Origin of the sequence: Pseudomonas abietaniphila (assembly GCF_900100795.1) — a bacterium.
Classification (GTDB): domain Bacteria; phylum Pseudomonadota; class Gammaproteobacteria; order Pseudomonadales; family Pseudomonadaceae; genus Aquipseudomonas; species Aquipseudomonas abietaniphila.
Genome location: NZ_FNCO01000001.1, coordinates 64,803 through 81,350, shown reverse-complemented (window position 1 = coordinate 81,350; position 16,548 = coordinate 64,803). Strand labels below are relative to the sequence as shown.

Sequence of the window (16,548 nt, the reverse complement as noted above, 5' to 3'; positions counted from 1 at the left end):
TATGGATATGCAGCGCATTTCACTGGCCGTAGTCAGCCTGGCACTTGTGTCCGGCGCCTTTGTCAACGCCCACGCCAGCGAGCTGGCTTATGTGCCCAACAACCCGTCATTCGGTGGCAACCCGCTGAACGGACCGGTGCTGTTGAACCAGGCGCAGGCGCAAAACCACTTTACCGAGAAGTCGTCGTCATCCGGCGCATCGGGACAGACCGCACTGACGCAATTCAACAGCATGTTGCAGAGCGCCATTCTCAGCCGCGTGTCGTCAGCCGTGACCTCCAGCATCGTCGGCGCCAACGGCCAACTGGTGCCCGGGATCGTTGAAACCACCGACTTCCGTATCTCGATCACCAACCTTCAAGGCGGGCTGCTGCAGATTGTCACCACCGACAAGAACACCGGCCAGACCACCCAGTTTCAAGTGAATCAACCGTAAGACCTGCCGCAAGACGATTTGCAACACCCAAAACCCAAGTACAAAACTGAAAAAGGAAGATCATGATGCACGCACGTAAATCCCTTCTGTCTCTCGCTGTCCTGATGGCTCTCTCTGGCGCAGCCATGGCTGACGACAGCACCGTCAACACCACTCAGGACGGTTCCAGCAACGCCCTGAACGTCGACCAGCAAGGCGCGACCCAGTCGACCGTCAACATCAACCAGAAAGGCAGCCAGAACACCGCCGGCATTCCTGCTGCAGGTCGTTACTCGGGCGCCGCGATCAGCCAGACCGCCAGCTACAGCTCCCTGAATATCAATCAGAGCGGCAACTACAACAGCGCCGCTGCCAAGCAGTCCGGTAACAACAACTCCGGCGCGATTACCCAGACCGGTGGCTCTTACGTGCTGGGTCAGTCCGCAACCCTGGATCAATCCTCTGCGTACAACACCGCGACCATCGGTCAGGCGTCCAACACCCGTACCAGCGCCAGCATCACTCAGGGCAACGGCAACAACAACACCGCGACCACCTCGCAAACCGGTAACGGCAACGGGACTGGCGCGTCCATCACCCAGTCGGGCAACTACAACCTGGCAAGCGTGACCCAACAGGGCAACAGCAGCTTCATCTCCGGTACCGTCAACCAGACCGGCAACTCCAACACCGGCAGTGTTCTGCAGCTGAACAGCACGTATGCGGTCACTGCCAAAGTGGACCAGAACGGCAACAACAACCTGGGCAACGTTCAACAGAACGGCGCCAGCGCCAGCACCGCGACGGCCACACAGCGTGGCGATTACAACACCGCGGGCCTCTACCAGAGCGGCAGCTCGCTGGAAGCCAACGTTCAGCAACGTGGCAACAACAACTACGCGTCCAGCACCCAGACCGGCAGCTACAACGAAGAATCCCTGCTGCAAACCGGCAACAACAACCGCGCGACCGTCAGCCAGACCGGTTCCAGCTCGGGCTACTTCAGCGCAGCCAACGTGGTGGGCGTGACTCAATCGGGCAACAACATGGTCGCCAACGTCAGCCAGTCTGGCGGTGGCGGCAACGTCGCAACTGTCTACCAACACTAAGATGTCTTACCCCGCCGGTGATCCGGCGGGGTTTTCTTTGTAGGAAGAATAAGAATGCGCGTCCGTTCGTTTACATTGATTGTCTCTGCCGTAATGCTAATCGCCGGCTGTGCCACTTCGCGTCCTGCAGCGACCATCTCGCCCGCTACGCTGTCGCCGCCGACACAGAGCCTGCGAGACCTGACGCACCTGCCTGCCCCTGCGGGCCCTATCAGCGTTGCCGTGTACGGCTTGCGTGACCAGACCGGTCAATACAAACCGTCACCCGACAGCTCGTTTTCCACATCAGTGACTCAGGGCGCCGCGTCGCTGCTGATCACTGCGCTGCGCGATTCGCGCTGGTTCAAACCGGTCGAACGCGAAAACCTGCAAGACCTGCTGACCGAGCGCAAGATCATCCGCGCGCTGGAGCAGCCACAAGACCAGTCCCAGGTTCAACTGCCCGCCTTGCGGCCAGCCAACATGATCATCGAAGGCGCGATCGTCGCCTACGAAAGCAACGTCAGGACCGGCGGTATCGGTGTTCGCTACCTCGGTGTAGGGCCGTCCGAGCTCTATCGCCAGGACCAGGTGACGGTGAACCTGCGCGCAATCGACATCCGGACCGGCGACATCATTCAGAGCATCACCACCACCAAGACCGTGTTCTCGATCCAGGTCGACTTCGGCATCTTCCGCTTCGTGTCGCTCAAGCATTTGCTGGAAGTGGAAACAGGCCTGTCACGGAACGAGCCCGTGCAGCAATGCGTACGCGAAGCCATCGAAACCGCGCTGATCCACATGATTGCCCAAGGTGCGCGCGACGGCAGCTGGAACCTCAAGAACCCCGACGATCTGAACAAGCCGTTGTTGCAGAGTTATCTGCAGAGCTATGACGAACAAATGTCCACGGCGCCGATGGCCGAAGCCGACAAGGCGCTGCTGCCAACTGGAGACAAGAATGTCACTCAAAAATAACAAGGGTCGAAACGGCGTGCTGCTGGCGGCTTTGCTGCTCGGCAGCACCCTCTGCCACGCCGCCGATCTGGTGCGCGAAGATCGCTACGCCGACATCACGGTGGGCAACAGCGTCGCGACGATTTCGCAGATCGGTTCCTACAACAAGGCGCGGGTCGATCAGAGCGGTGCCTCGCAACGGATGGTGCAGAGTCAAGTGGGCAGTCGCAACCAGGCGGTCATCAACCAGAGCGGCGCGAACAACTCGATCACTGCGCAGCAAAACGGATCGGGTAACACCACGCAGGTCACCCAGTCGGGCAATCAAAACCAGACCGGCGTCGCGCAGCACGGCACCGACAACTCGGCGAACGTGGTGCAGGCCGGCGCCTATAATCAGGCATTCGTCGGGCAGTACGGACAGTCAAACCAAGCGACCGTGAACCAGGCCGGATTCGGCGGTACGGTGTCGGTGACCCAGTACGGCGATAACATGAAAGCCAGCGCGACCCAGAGGTAGACCTGATGATGGACGTTTCCCAACTGGCGGTATCGATCGATACCCAGCGCCATGGCGCGATGGTGGTCATTCGCCCGCACATCGAAAACCCGGTGCCGTTGACCCTGCAGTACCGCATGACGGTCAGCCAGACGAGCGTGAACGGGATGTCGAGGATCAACCAGCAAGGCGATGTGCAGAGCGGTGTTCCGGCCAACAGCGTGAGTGTGAACCTGCCTGCGGGCGGGACCTGTCAGGTGCATCTGCAGGTGTTTCAAGAGAACACGCTGGTGAAAGAGATGGACAGCGCGTGCGGTGGTGCGGGCAGTCAATGACTGCGAAACGCCTGCGTGTGCCTATGACAGTGATTTCAATGACCCACCGCACACCTTGTAGGAGCAGTCGGAGGTTACGACGGCCGCGAATGCGGTATGCCTAAGGCAGTGATTTCACTGACCCACCGCGTTCGCGGCCGTCGTAACCTCCGACTGCTCCTACAGGATGCGTGGCGTATTCCCGACCGGGCAAACGTTAAATAAAGAATCACCGCCCGCATCGGCAAAAAACTCGAAAAACCCTTAAGTTGCAGCCATAAAAAAACCCGCCGAAGCGGGTCGTTTTTCAGTTCAAGGCCATTCCAACATCCTGTCGGCAGCGCTCCGCGCCATGGCTGATCATCCGTGATCTGCGAAGCGGTTCCTTCGCTTCAGTTGATGGATCCAATGTAACCCTCAAATGTTTCAGTTCATAGGGCGAGTTCGCCTCAGCCCGTGTAAGCCTTTGGCTATAGTCTCAGTCACTGACAGGTCAACGCGTCCGCTCACATCGCCCTGCTTCAATCGCCCAAGGCCGAAGCAACCGCACGCATCCACAGCGCCACCGCGTAAGCCCCTGGATCGACGTGCCCCAGCGCCCGCTCACCGAGGTAGGAAGAACGTCCCTTGCTCGGCAACATCGTACGCGTCGCCTCAGCCCCGATCTCTGCGGCAATGGCCATTTGCAAGACCGCATCGGCCGTAGCCACACCCTTCGCTTGGGACGAAAGCGCAGCCGCAGCGGGAATCAGCGCATCCAGCATCGTTCTGTCGCCCGCACTGGCACCGCCGAGCCTCACCATCCCGTCGCACCCCGCTTGCAATGCCTCGGCCCATGCTCCCACAGAACCTGGTTCGGCGTGCTCCGAAAGCGCCACACCCGCACGCAGCACGAAAACGGCATACAGCGGCCCCGACGTCCCGCCCAAAACCCGCCGCAGAATGGCCGACAGCTGTTGCAACGCGACCGCTGGCCGGTCCAGCGCAAGTGATTCCAACGCCGCATCGATGGCTCGAGCCCCTCGCGCCAGACTGATGCCGATATCACCGTCCCCCACCACCGAATCGAGTTCCGTCAGCACCTGTTCGCTGTGCTGAAACGCCTGGCTGACCGCCTGCAGCACCTTCCTCATGGCATCAGCCTGGTCCGACGACCAGGACGCGCCTGTGAACGCATGCTGCTCGGTCACGCTCACCACCGGCACCCGGGAGACGACAGCACTGGGCGTCGTCATGCCTCGCCATGCGGTCGCGTCAGTCGGCGCCTTGAGTCGTGTCAGCAGCGCGTCATCGACACGCAGGATCGAAAGCGAACACCCCGCCATCTCAAGGGCTGTCAGGAACGTACCGACCATGACGGCCTCGACCTGCATTCCCAGTGCCGCACACCCCGATAACGCCTGACGCGCCACGATGTCCAGTTCCTGAACCGCCGTACCACCGAGGTTATTGACCATCAGCGCGATGCGCTCACCCGCCTTCAGCTCACCCTGCTCGACGAGGCGTGCCAACAACACGTCGACCATCTCGTCCGCCGATTGAATCCGGCCGCGCCGCACGCCGCTTTCCCCATGAATGCCCAGCCCATACTCGACCTCATCGTCGCCGAGGTTAAACCCCGGCTTTCCGGCGGCAGGCACGGTGCAGGCGCCGAGTGCCAGGCCCATGCTGAACAGCCCCGCGGCCGCACGCTCCGCTTCGGCCTTGACCTGCGACAGCGTGAGTCCAGCCTCCGCTGCCGCACCGGCCACCTTGTGAATGAACACGGTTCCGGCAATGCCCCGCCGCCCGACTTGCCCGCCTTGGTTATCCAGCGCGACATCGTCACCGACAACCAGCATGTCAACTTCCACACCCGCCGCCCTGGCGATTTCCGCCGCAAGCCCGAAGTTGAGACGATCGCCGGTGTAGTTCTTGACGATCAGCAACACACCCGCCGGTCCGGCAAGGGCCATGATCGCCTTCAACACCGCGTCGACACTCGGCGACGTGAACACGGGCCCGGCGACCGCAGCCGTGAGCATGCCGCCGCCGACATAGCCCCCATGCGCCGGCTCATGACCTGCGCCGCCACCCGAGATGATGCTGACTTTTCCGCTCTGGCCAAGCGCCTGAAAATCCCGGCGAGCAACGATGTTTTCCCCTTCCAGCAGCACTAGCCGCTGATCGGCCAGCACGGCCCCCTCCAGCATGTCATCGACGACACCCAGCGGGTCATTGATCAATTTCTTCATGGTGATGATCCCTTTCGCCCGAATCGGTCAGACCACAATAGACGACAGTGCGGGGAACAACCCGCCACCTCCGGGCTCCAACCAGTCTGGATCGAGTATCCGCCCTCCTCGGGAACCGTCAACCACGCACCCTGACTGACAACCTCAACGTCATGTTTTTCCGGGATCGTGGCTGATGCACAGGTCTGCTGTTTGCGCAAATGCAGCCCTCTGGATCAGCGTGTTTGTTGCGGTTTACGCCCTTGAGTGACCGGCGGCGCTCGGGTAATGTCATCACACCCACAGGACAGAGCACGCTCATGACTTCCAAGCTGGAACAACTCAAAAAAATCACCACCGTCGTCGCCGATACTGGCGATTTCGCTGCCATTGAAAAGCTCAAGCCGGTTGATGCCACCACCAACCCTTCCCTGTTGCTCAAAGCCGCCTCCAGCGACAGCAACGCCGACCGCCTGAAGGAAGCGTTCAGCGGCGCGAAGAATGACATCGGCCTGGCCAGCGACCGTTTCGCCGTGGCGATCGGCCAGGAAATTCTGAAAGTGGTTCCGGGTCGTGTTTCCACCGAAGTGGACGCCCGCATCTCTTTCGACACCAACGCCTGCATCGAACGCGCAGAACGTCTGGTCGAGCTGTACGACCAGGCCGGTATCGGCCGTGATCGCATCCTGATCAAGCTGGCCTCGACCTGGGAAGGCATCCGCGCTGCGGAGCAGCTGGAAAAGAAAGGCATCCAGTGCAACCTGACGCTGCTGTTTTCCTTCGCTCAGGCCCAGGCCTGTGCTGACGCGGGTGTGTTCCTGATTTCGCCGTTCGTGGGTCGCATCTACGACTGGTACAAGAAGGCCGAAGGCAAGGATTACGTCGGTGCCGAAGACCCGGGCGTCAAGTCGGTCACCCGCATCTACAACTACTACAAGGCCAATGACTACAAGACCGTGGTCATGGGTGCCAGCTTCCGTAACTTGAGCCAGATCGAAGAGCTGGCCGGCTGCGACCGTTTGACCATCAGCCCGGACCTGCTGCAAAAGCTGGCTGAAGACACTGGCACCCTGGCTCAGAAGCTAAAGCCGGGTAACGGTGGCGAGCCACGTCAGACGCTGAACGAAAGCCAGTTCCGCTGGGCGTCGAACGAAGATGCGATGGCGACCGAGAAGCTGGCTGAGGGCATTCGTCAGTTTGCCCGCGACCAGGAGAAGCTCGAGGCGTTGTTGAGCGCCAAGGCGTAATACATCGGGTTGGTGAAAAGGGCGGCATCCTTTTTGGGTGCTGCCCTTTTTTTCGTCTATGGAATCGCGTCGTCGGGCTTGGGCTTTTGATCGTTCCCACGCTCCGCGTGGTACGCAGCGCATGACGCTCTGCGTCATTGGGGGCACGAAGCGTCCTGACGGGCATTGCCACGCAGAGTTTGACCTGCGCACTGTCTTGCTTCTGCCCGGAGGGCGTAGGAGTTTGGCTTGCCGACGATCTGCCGGGAACCGGCAGCAAATCCTGCATACGCAGTCTGTCTGACACTGTCAGTGAGAACGATCAAAAACAGGGACAGCAATATCGGTTACTTCTGGTAGGTCCACTTCCCCGCTTTTAGAAGCAATTTGCTAAAGCGAAACCGATCGGCCTCAGCCAGAGCCAAGAGAAAATCCTACTGATGCTCGAGCGCGTTCACCAGGTCGCGAAACGCTTCGCGATTGGAGTCGTTGAGCCCCATCAGAATCTTGTGCGCTTCCAGGACCTTGGCCTTGACCACGTCCTCGCACTGATCCTGCGACGGAAGGTCGCTCAGCGTCTCGGGACGCGGAATCGGACGACCTACGATGTTGAACACCTGATCGAAGCCCATCGACTGCAACAGGCGCGTGATGTCTTCGTGAGTGGTCACGACAGTGGGCAGCAGGCCCGCTTTCTGCCGCGACAGGATGGACAGCTTGGCCAGCAGGCCGAGCGTTGTACTGTCAATGCTGCGGGTTTCGGTCAGATCGATCACCACGGTCGAAAAATTCATCGAGGTGAAGATCCGCTCAATCGTCGCATCCAACGCCGAGCAGAGAGTCAGACGCACTTCACCCACAAACTTCAGGACAAAGGTGCCATCTTGCTCGGCAAACTGGATTCTACCGGTACTCATTAAAGGTTCCTGCTCAACACTAACAAGGCGATATCATCCGGCATCTCCCCGAGTGTGGCCAATCCAAACTTACGACGCAGGCCATCCAGGCTGCCGCCCGCCGACTTCACCAATTCAGGTAAGTTGGCTTCTTTCTCTTTGAGTGTATCACCTGGCAAAAGGTCCAGAATGCCATCAGACAGCAGGGTTAGACTAAAGGACTCAGGCAGATCCAGCACATGGTCTGTATACGTCGCTTCATTGAACAACCCCACCGGCAGACCGCGCCCTTCGAGATAACGCGTCTCGGTTGGCGTGTACAGCACCGGCAGCGGCAAATGGCCGCCAACGCTGTAGGTCAATTGCCCGGTTTCTTCGTCGATCACGCCACCCACCATCGTCACGTGTTTGCCCAGCTTACAGCTGATCAGACCACGGTTGATATGGCCGAGGACCTCGGAAGGCTTGAATTTCGGTAACGTACCGCCGCGCTTGGATTCGAACAGCAAGCGCGTGGTCATGAATTTCAGCAGCACGGTGATGAAGGCCGAGGAAGCACCGTGGCCTGACACGTCGGCCAGGTAAAACGCTACACGACGGTCGTCGACCCGGAAGTAATCCACGAAATCGCCGGAGAGGTACAACGACGGAATGATTTCGTGTTCGAACTCGAACGAGTCGATGGCCCAGGGACTGGTCGGCAGCATGTTCATTTGAACCTGACGGCCCGCGTCCTGGTCCTCCTGCAGCAGGTGCAGGCTGGCTTCGAGCTCGCGGTTGGCGGTCTCCAGCTTCTGACGGTACAGCTTGTTCTCTTGCAGCAAGCGCGCGCGATCCAGCGCCCGTCGTACCGAGTGCTCAAGCACTGCAAGGTCTTCGAGGGGCTTGATCAGGTAATCGGCCGCACCCAGACGCAACGCTTCGACGGCGTCGCTCATCACACCCGCACCCGACACCACGATGACCGGGGTTTCCGGAGCGAGACTGGTCACCTGCCGAATCAGCTCAAGGCCGCCCACTTGAGGCATGCGCAAGTCGCAGATCACGAGATCAGGCTTTTCTTGCTCGAAGGTCTGTAGACCCTGCATGCCGTTACTGGCTTGCAGGACGCTGAACCCACTGTCTTCCAAATAGGCCGCGAGGCTCGCGCGCACTACTTCGTCGTCATCGATAATCAGCAGCGTGGCACTGGTTTTTTGCATGTGGGCAAACGGCGCCAGATTAGGTTGGCGTACGCGGTCGGATTCTGTCAGGCCGCATACTGGATTCGCTTCTAGCCTCTCTGGAGTCAGGGAGCGGACTTTTGGTCAAACGCTTCACGTGTCAGAGGTGCCCTTCAAGGCGCAGACGGTACTCCCATCCGCCGGGCGTTTCAAGCTCGCTCCAGCGGTCGGCCAGCGTCTTTACATCGCAAATCGCCGGGAGTTATAAGAACCTTTAAATCAGCAACGAAAACGAAGGATGCGCCATGGGCCAGATTGATCGCGACTATGCAGAGAAACGAGATTACATCCGCATGCGTGTCGACGCGGACATCAGCCTGATCTATGCGGGTCAGATCATCCCTGCGGTGTGCGTGGATTTATCCAGCTCAGGCATGCAGATACAGGCGCCGCGCTCGTTCAAGGTGGGTGACAGGATCAGTGTTCGGATCGAATCCGAACACACTGCATTGAAGGGTCTGGAAGCCGACACCGAGGTGGTCTGGATTGCCGACATCGACGGCGGCGAGCAAAAATTGGGACTGACCATCCTGACCATGAAGTGATGGCACTTCGGAACTACTTCACATTTTCGACAAATTCCGAAAAAGAAAAGGCGACCCAAAGGTCGCCTTTTTTGCATCTTCACGCGAATCGCAAGGCGATTAAAAATCGTCGACGACCTTGCCGTCTTTCACCTTGAACTCACGGTTCTGCAGGTACGCGTTACGAATGAAGATGTATTTGTCGCCGTTGATCAGCTTCTCTGCAGACAGCAGGCTGGCACGGGTATCCACCACGCTTACGCCCAACGCCGTGTTACGGGTCGGCACGTGATCGATGTAGCGATACGGCTGGGTGTAGGTGTCAGGGTATTTGGCGAATGCGTCACGCACGGTGCTCGGGCCGAAAAACGGCAGCATGACGAATGGACCGCTTTCCACGCCCCAATGGCCAAGGGTCTGACCGAAGTCTTCATCGTTACGTTGCAGGCCCATTTTGGTGCCCACATCGAAGAAGCCCAACAGGCCGAAGGTGGTGTTGAGGATCAGGCGCGCGGTGTCCACACCGGCGGCTTCAGGCTTGGCCTGCAGGACATCGTTGGCGAAGTTGGTCACTTCACCGATGTTCTTGAACATGTTGTGGATGCCGTCTTCAAGAAACTGCGGGGTGATGAATTCATACCCCTGGGCGATGGGTTTCAACGCGTAGGTGTCGACGGTGTCGTTGAAACGGAAGATCGCGCGGTTGACGCCTTCCCATGGATCGTCTTCAGCGGCCTGAGCCGCCATTGGCACCAAGGCCAGACCGGCCCAGAAACACGTTCGAGCCAGACGATTGATAAAGCCTGCACCGGTCACGGGCATAGCTGAGACTCCCAGTCAAAGTAATGAAGCGGGCGCTACGCCCCAAACCAAAGAGAGGGAGTATAAAGCGTTCCGCGACGTTTTACGTCGTCGAAAACTGACGGAATGCCGTAGGCCCTTAAACATCTGCTCACAATGTCACACGCCGGTCACCGGACTGTCATGCAAATCCCTTAGCGTCATTGCCATTTGAGAGGGAATTCCATGCTCGCCCCGGTCGCAGTGCCCGCCCCGTCTTTCACCGCCGTGCTGTTTGGTCTGAGCGGTTGCCTGGTTGATTTCGGCGCACAGGCCCGGACATTACGCAGCAGTGACGGCCTTTCTTTCCATTCTCAGGATGCCAGCCCGTTCGCCACCCCCACCCCCGGCGCACTGGCAGCGCTCAAGAGCCTCAAGCAACAACAGATTCCCTGTGCTTGGATCGACGAGTACCCGGCCAGCATCGCCGAGCAACTGGCGGCGCCTCTGGAGGGTTTGATCCATTCCACCCCCCGCCCGAATAACCACTGGCCCGCACCGGACGCGTGCTGGCAGGCGTTGATGCGCCTGAATGCCGGACAGCTTGACGGTTGCGTGCTGGTCAGTGGCGACCCCCGGCTGCTGATGGCCGGTCTCAACGCCGGACTGTGGACGGTGGGTCTGGCCTCGTGCGGCCCCCTGTGCGGATTGTCTCCTGCACAGTGGGAGGCGTTGAGCGATCTGGACCGCGAACGTCGGCGTGGCCGGGCGACGCTGGAACTGTACGCGGCCGGTGCGCATTCGGTGATCGATCACTTGGGTGAGCTGGAGTCCTGCCTCGCCGACATCACCTTGAGACGCCTCAAAGCCGAAAAGCCCTGACACTCGTTTGATCGGCGTCATGCAAGGTGGCGCAGAGTGGATTAGTCTTAGCTGCAAAGGACCTTTGCGCACGCGTCGCGGTCCATGCTGAGACTATTCATGAAGGGAGCACCCTATGCCCGCCCGCGAACTGCAAGCACAACTCAACACCCTGCGCGAGCAACTGGAACAGAATCCTCCGCTGACCGAGGAAGAGCGCGCTGACCTGCACACGCTGATGGCGCAAATTGAAGCGGAGATCGCTGTCGAAACCGCCACCCCGGACAATAATCTGGCCGACGGCGTGAACCTTGCGGTCGAGCGGTTCGAGCTGGAACACCCCGGGATTGCAGGGACCCTGCGCAACATCGTGCTGACCTTGGGCAATATCGGAATCTGACGTTTCGGTTGATTTGAAAGGCAAAGCCCGTCGTGATGACGGGCTTTTTAGTTTCCAGCAACGAAAGGCGGCCCCTGTAGAAGCATTGCCTGTTACTGACGTGCCAGACGCCCGTTTTCCAGCGTGAGCGTTTCGGTGCTGCGGTACGGATTGATGTCCAGCCCGCCGCGACGCACATAGCGCGCGGACACGGTGAGTTTTTCGGGCTTGAGCAGCCGCTGCAGGTCCATGAAGATTCGCTCTACGCACTGCTCATGAAAGTCCGAATGCTGGCGGAAACTGACGATGTAAGCCAGAAAGCTCGCGTGATCCAGCGCCGCACCCCGATATTGCACTGCAACGCTGCCCCAGTCCGGCTGGCTGGTGACCGGGCAATTGGATTTGAGCAAATGGCTGTGCAGCGACTCCTCGACCACACGCGCCTCATCGCACCGCAGCAATTCAGGCTGTGGCCGGTCATAACTGTGGATGGTCACGTCCAGCTCGTCGACGCACACCCCTGGCACCGGCACGATGCCCTCGGCCTCGATGTCCTTCAGCGAACGAATGCGCACGCCCACGGGCTTGCCCGCAGCGGACGACAGGTCTTTCTCCAGGGTGGCTACCAGATCATCCTGAGAGGCGAACGGCGTCTGGTTCAGCGAGTTCAGGTAAAGCTTGAAGGACTTGGACTCAATGATGTTGGGCGAGTCCGCCGGGATGCAGAACTCGCCGATGGCGACCACCGGCTTGCCCGACGGCAACAGCCAGGACAGCTCGTAGCAGTTCCAGAAATCGAAGCCCTGATACGGCAGCGTCTCGGCCGTCAGCCCCAACTCCGCCCACTTGGCGGCACGGGGAATCGGAAACAGCAGAGACGGCGTGTAGGTGGCGATGTATTCACTGGACTTGCCCAGCGGCGAGTGTTCGGCTGCGGGATGCATGGCGGGACCTGAACCTGAAAGCGGATGTGAGGGGCTGATTTGAAAATCCTGACCGCGAAGTTTATAGGTTTTGTCCCGCGCTTTCAGCGATTAGTCGGCAATCGCGATTTTTCCGACCATGCCAGCCTGATAATGGCCGGGAATATTGCAGGCAAACTCAAGGTCGGTGGCCTTGGTGAAGGTCCAGGTCAGCTCAGCGGTTTTGCCAGGCTCCACCAGCACACTGTTCGGGTCGTCGTGCTTCATGCCCATGGCGCCGTGATCCATCCCCGCCATGCCGTCATGTTTCATCCCGGTCGACGTCAGCATGCCGCTGGCGACCATCTTGAGCATCTCCTGTTGATGCGCGGCGTGCATGGCCGCGTCACCCAGGTTGAACTCGTGCAGCAACTGCCCCTTGTTGACCAGCACGAAGCGTACGGTCTCCCCTTCCTTGACGGCCAGAGACTTGGGTTCGAAGTACATGTCGCCCAGGGTCAGCTCCAGGGTGCGGGTCGCCTGGTCGGCTTTGGCCGGGTGGCCGAAGGCAAAATGCTCACCGGGGGACGCCAACGACGACAAACTTACGCCCAGCAACACGGCAGCAGCGATTAAACGAGCAAACATGTGAATCTCCAGTCAACGACGATCGATGACGCTAAGGTAGGCCGCCGCCACTGGCAATCAGCTGACCGCAAGATTACAACTTTGTAAGCTTGACCACCGCCCACTCCGCTCGCGCTATAAAGCGTGACCGCGAACGCCACTGTCCAGCGTCATGACGACCGATGAGCTGCCCATGAAATTACTGATCGTCGAAGATCAAGCAAAAACGGGTCAATACCTGCGCCAAGGGCTGACCGAAGCCGGATTCAACACCGAATGGGTGGCCGACGGCGCCAGCGGCCAGCATCTGGCGCTGACCGGCGACTACGCGTTGCTGATTCTGGATGTGATGCTGCCCGGTCGGGACGGCTGGCAGATTCTGCAGGCGGTACGCGGTGCGGGGCTCGACACACCGGTGCTGTTTTTGACCGCCCGCGACGCGGTGGAAGACCGAGTACGCGGCCTGGAACTGGGCGCCGATGACTATCTGATCAAGCCTTTCGCGTTCTCCGAGTTGCTGGCACGCGTGCGCAGCCTGTTGCGCCGTGGCAACAGCGCCAGCCAGGAAACCCACCTGCAACTGGCCGACCTGCGCCTTGACCTGCTGCGTCGTCGCGTCGAACGCAGCGGCCAGCGCATCGACCTGACCGCCAAGGAGTTCGCGCTGTTGGAGCTGATGCTTCGTCGTCAGGGGGAAGTCCTGCCCAAATCGCTGATCGCCTCGCAGGTCTGGGACATGAACTTCGACAGCGACACCAATGTGATCGAGGTGGCCATCCGGCGCTTGCGCCTCAAGGTCGACGACGATTATCCCGACAAGCTGATTCATACGGTGCGCGGCATGGGCTACGTCCTCGAAGAGCGAAGCCTCTGATGCTCCAACGCATTTCCCTTGGCAGTCGACTTGCCTTGTTGTTCGCCGCCTGCACCGCGGTGGTGTCGCTGACGGCAGGCGTGTTGTTCAACCGTGCCAGCGAAGCGCACTTCCTGGAGCTGGATCAGCAACTGCTCGACAGCAAGCTGCCGACGCTGCGAGATGCCTTGAAGGACGTGCTCACCGCCGAGCAGTTCGACGCAAGAAAACCGGCACTGCTGAATGAACTCAGGCATTCACCGGACCTGACCTTGCAGGTCCGCAGCCAGACGGGCGTGCTGTGGTTCGACAGCCAGGTCCCGTCAATACCGCAGAATGGCGTTCATGCAGGCTTGCACACCCTGACCGAGAGCGGCGTTGCCTATCGCGCCTACACGGTTGCGCTGTACCCGGAGAAACAGGACTCGCCACAGCTGACGTTGTTGCTGGACATCACCCACCACCAGCATTTCCTGGAGCGCATGCAGCACCTGATCTGGCTGACCGTGGGTTTGTCGGCGCTGGCCACCGCATTACTCGGCGCGTGGGCGGCCCGCAGTGGTCTGCGTCCTTTGCGCAAGATGAGCGAAATCGCCGCCAGCGTGTCGGCCAGCTCGCTGACCACGCGCCTGCCGCTCGACGAGATGCCGGCGGAGCTGGCAGAGCTCACTCAGGCGTTCAACGCGATGCTGGGGCGCCTGGACGATGGGTTTCAGCGCTTGTCGGCCTTCTCGGCCGACATTGCCCACGAGCTGCGCACGCCGCTGTCGAACCTGCTCACGCATACCCAGGTCACCCTCACCCTCCCACGGGATCTTGAAGCGTATCGCGAGGCGCTGCTGGATAACCTCGAAGAACTGCAGGGGATGGCGCAGATGGTCAACGACATGTTGTACCTGGCAAAAGCCGAGCATGGCCTGCTGAGTCCGAGCCGGGAGCGCTTGCATCTGGCGGAAGAAACTGACGCGCTGCTGGAGTTTTTCCTGCCGCTGGCCGAGGAAGCCCACGTGCAACTCCGTCGCCAGGGAGACGCCGAACTGGCGGGCGATCGCCATATGCTGCGTCGAGCACTGTCGAACCTGCTGGGGAACGCCCTGCGTTTTACCCCGGCCCAAGGGCAGGTCGCCGTGAAGCTCGAGTCGGCGGCCCAACGCGTGCGGATCACCGTTGAAAACTCCGGTCAGACACTCCCGTCCGAGGTGTTGCCCAGACTGTTCGACCGGTTTTACCGCGCCGACCCTGCCCGCCATGAAGGCAGCAGCGAACACGCGGGGTTGGGATTGGCGATTACCCAATCGATCATCCACGCACACGGCGGGACAATCAGGTGTGAGTCACAGCATGGGATGACGCGGTTTTTGATCGAGTTGCCTGCCGGGAGCCAGTGATCTTTCTTGTGGGAGTGAATTCATTCGCGACGCAAGCGTCCAGGCGACATGGATGCGTCAACTGTACCGGCCTCTCGCGAATGAATCTCCCACAGATGTCATGCTGCGTCAGAAATATCGGCGCTTACTCATACCGCAACGCATGCGCCGGCTGGATCTGTGCCGCGCGATACGCCGGATAGATCGTCGCCAGAAAGCTGAGAATGAAGCCGGCACTGCAAATCAGCGCCACGTCACTGCCTTCCAGATGCGACGGCAGGTTACTGATGAAGTACACGTCGGAGGTGAAGATGTGCTGCCCTGTCACCCGCTCCACCCAGCCGACCAACTGACTGACGTTGATTGCCGCGATCACACCCAGCACACCGCCGATGACAGTGCCCACGACACCGATCACCGTGCCTTGCACCATGAAGATGGTCATGATCTGCCGAGGAGTGGCGCCGATCGTCCGCAAAATGGCGATGTCCGCCCCCTTGTCATTCACCACCATGATCAGTGTCGCGATGATGTTGAAGGCGGCCACGGCCACGATCATCAGCAGCAGCAGACCGATCATGGTCTTTTCCATCTTCATCGCGCTGAACAGACTGCCTTGCGTGTGCGTCCAGTCGTCGGCCTTGTAGTCAGCGCCCAACCCGCCCGCGATGGCCGCCGAGACGTGCGGTGCAGCGTACAGGTCTGTCAGAGCAAGGCGTACGCCCTGCACCTGATTGGGCTGCCAGCGTTGAATGGTCGCGGCATCGGCCACGTTCACCAGCGCCATCGAACCGTCCAGTTCGGCGCCCACCTTGAACACACCCACCACGGTCAGGCGTTGCAGGCGCGGCGTGATGCCGCCCGGGTCGCTGCTGATTTCCGGCACGATCAGGGTGATCTTGTCACCGACGTTCAGGCGAAAGCGCCGCGCGGTGATCTCACCGATCACCACGCCGAACTCACCGGCTTTAAGGTCCTGAAGGCGACCCTGCACGATGTGTTGAGTGACGATGGAGACTTTCGACTCGAGCGCCGGATCAACACCGTTGATCTCGATCGGCTGCATGGTGCCCTTGTACGAGAGCATGCCGTCCATTTGCGTAAACGGCACGGCAGCCGTGACCTGCGGATTCTTCATCGCCGCATCGGCGGCCGGTTTCCAGTCATCCAGCGGCTTGACCCCGTCGATCACCGCGTGCGGGACCATGCCAAGAATGCGCGAGCTCATTTCCTGCTGGAAGCCGTTCATCACGGACAGCACCACGATCATCGCCAGGACGCCCAACGCCAGGCCGATCATCGACGTCATCGAAATGAACGAGATGAAGTGGTTGCGTCGCTTGGCCCGGGTATAGCGCGTGCCGATAAAGATGGATAACGGTCTGAACATTCGTGGAGCACCGTAGCTAAAAGCCGCTGAAATT

The 16,548-nt window shown here is 60.0% G+C and carries 18 protein-coding genes; 11 read left to right on the top strand and 7 right to left on the bottom strand.

Annotated features, from left to right (window positions below):
* Positions 1–7: 7 nt before the first annotated feature.
* From BLS87_RS00345 to csgH, 5 genes are all read left to right on the top strand, one after another.
* On the top strand, positions 8–436 hold the full coding sequence (locus BLS87_RS00345; protein WP_083370549.1) for a curli assembly protein CsgF: 429 nt from the start codon (positions 8–10) through the stop codon (positions 434–436).
* A 62-nt stretch (positions 437–498) separates the two neighbouring features.
* Positions 499–1,524 carry a hypothetical protein gene (locus BLS87_RS00340; RefSeq protein ID WP_083370548.1) on the top strand — a complete coding sequence of 342 codons (1,026 nt, stop codon included), beginning with the start codon at positions 499–501 and terminating at the stop codon, positions 1,522–1,524.
* A gap of 54 nt (positions 1,525–1,578) precedes the next feature.
* Complete coding sequence (locus BLS87_RS00335) at positions 1,579–2,481, top strand: CsgG/HfaB family protein (RefSeq protein WP_074749425.1); 903 nt, start codon at positions 1,579–1,581, stop codon at positions 2,479–2,481.
* Entirely contained in the window at positions 2,465–2,980 is a 516-nt protein-coding gene (locus BLS87_RS00330; RefSeq protein ID WP_074749424.1) for a curlin-associated protein, read from the top strand. Before BLS87_RS00335 ends, BLS87_RS00330 begins: the two co-directional genes overlap by 17 nt.
* Before the next feature lie 5 nt (positions 2,981–2,985).
* Complete coding sequence (gene csgH / locus BLS87_RS00325) at positions 2,986–3,294, top strand: curli-like amyloid fiber formation chaperone CsgH (RefSeq protein ID WP_074749423.1); 309 nt, start codon at positions 2,986–2,988, stop codon at positions 3,292–3,294.
* A 500-nt stretch (positions 3,295–3,794) separates the two neighbouring features.
* Here csgH and dhaL read toward each other — a convergent pair whose 3' ends face one another.
* Entirely contained in the window at positions 3,795–5,507 is a 1,713-nt protein-coding gene (gene dhaL, locus BLS87_RS00320; RefSeq protein ID WP_074749422.1) for a dihydroxyacetone kinase subunit DhaL, read from the bottom strand.
* A gap of 299 nt (positions 5,508–5,806) precedes the next feature.
* Between dhaL and tal the strand changes: the two genes are divergently transcribed.
* Complete coding sequence (tal, locus tag BLS87_RS00315) at positions 5,807–6,733, top strand: transaldolase (protein WP_074749421.1); 927 nt, start codon at positions 5,807–5,809, stop codon at positions 6,731–6,733.
* A gap of 413 nt (positions 6,734–7,146) precedes the next feature.
* On the opposite strand, the gene rssC is transcribed toward tal, so the two are convergent.
* Together rssC and rssB are read right to left on the bottom strand one after the other, a co-directional pair.
* The gene (gene rssC / locus BLS87_RS00310; RefSeq protein ID WP_074749420.1) at positions 7,147–7,629 is read right to left on the bottom strand and encodes an anti-sigma factor antagonist RssC; all 483 of its coding nucleotides are present in this window, start codon (positions 7,627–7,629) and stop codon (positions 7,147–7,149) included.
* On the bottom strand, positions 7,629–8,810 hold the full coding sequence (gene rssB / locus BLS87_RS00305) for a two-component system response regulator RssB (protein ID WP_074749419.1): 1,182 nt from the start codon (positions 8,808–8,810) through the stop codon (positions 7,629–7,631). Before rssB ends, rssC begins: the two co-directional genes overlap by 1 nt.
* A 266-nt stretch (positions 8,811–9,076) precedes the next feature.
* Here rssB and BLS87_RS00300 point away from each other — a divergent pair, with 266 nt between their 5' ends.
* Positions 9,077–9,376 (top strand): PilZ domain-containing protein, encoded by a 300-nt coding sequence (locus tag BLS87_RS00300; protein WP_074749418.1) that lies wholly within the window; start codon positions 9,077–9,079, stop codon positions 9,374–9,376.
* A 99-nt stretch (positions 9,377–9,475) separates the two neighbouring features.
* On the opposite strand, the gene BLS87_RS00295 is transcribed toward BLS87_RS00300, so the two are convergent.
* Positions 9,476–10,177 carry an MlaA family lipoprotein gene (locus tag BLS87_RS00295; RefSeq protein ID WP_074749417.1) on the bottom strand — a complete coding sequence of 234 codons (702 nt, stop codon included), beginning with the start codon at positions 10,175–10,177 and terminating at the stop codon, positions 9,476–9,478.
* Positions 10,178–10,381: 204 nt separating this feature from the next.
* Between BLS87_RS00295 and pcrP the strand changes: the two genes are divergently transcribed.
* Both pcrP and BLS87_RS00285 read left to right on the top strand, forming a co-directional pair.
* Positions 10,382–11,017, top strand: coding sequence for an HAD superfamily inactivated hydrolase PcrP (gene pcrP / locus BLS87_RS00290; RefSeq protein ID WP_074749416.1), 636 nt, complete (start codon positions 10,382–10,384; stop codon positions 11,015–11,017).
* A 115-nt stretch (positions 11,018–11,132) separates the two neighbouring features.
* Positions 11,133–11,396, top strand: coding sequence for a DUF4404 family protein (locus BLS87_RS00285; RefSeq protein ID WP_074749415.1), 264 nt, complete (start codon positions 11,133–11,135; stop codon positions 11,394–11,396).
* A gap of 92 nt (positions 11,397–11,488) precedes the next feature.
* Here the strand turns inward: BLS87_RS00285 and queF are convergent, their stop codons facing one another.
* Positions 11,489–12,319 carry an NADPH-dependent 7-cyano-7-deazaguanine reductase QueF gene (gene queF, locus BLS87_RS00280; protein WP_074749414.1) on the bottom strand — a complete coding sequence of 277 codons (831 nt, stop codon included), beginning with the start codon at positions 12,317–12,319 and terminating at the stop codon, positions 11,489–11,491.
* Positions 12,320–12,409: 90 nt separating this feature from the next.
* Positions 12,410–12,925 (bottom strand): copper-resistant cuproprotein CopI, encoded by a 516-nt coding sequence (gene copI, locus BLS87_RS00275; RefSeq protein ID WP_074749413.1) that lies wholly within the window; start codon positions 12,923–12,925, stop codon positions 12,410–12,412.
* A 172-nt stretch (positions 12,926–13,097) separates the two neighbouring features.
* Between copI and BLS87_RS00270 the strand changes: the two genes are divergently transcribed.
* Positions 13,098–13,778 carry a heavy metal response regulator transcription factor gene (locus BLS87_RS00270; RefSeq protein ID WP_074749412.1) on the top strand — a complete coding sequence of 227 codons (681 nt, stop codon included), beginning with the start codon at positions 13,098–13,100 and terminating at the stop codon, positions 13,776–13,778.
* A complete protein-coding gene (locus BLS87_RS00265) occupies positions 13,778–15,145 on the top strand; it encodes a heavy metal sensor histidine kinase (protein ID WP_074749411.1) in 1,368 nt (455 codons plus the stop codon). The genes BLS87_RS00270 and BLS87_RS00265 overlap by 1 nt, the downstream gene beginning before the upstream one ends.
* A 124-nt stretch (positions 15,146–15,269) precedes the next feature.
* On the opposite strand, the gene BLS87_RS00260 is transcribed toward BLS87_RS00265, so the two are convergent.
* Positions 15,270–16,514, bottom strand: a complete 1,245-nt coding sequence (locus BLS87_RS00260) for a lipoprotein-releasing ABC transporter permease subunit (RefSeq protein ID WP_074749410.1) — start codon at positions 16,512–16,514, stop codon at positions 15,270–15,272.
* Positions 16,515–16,548: the final 34 nt, after the last annotated feature.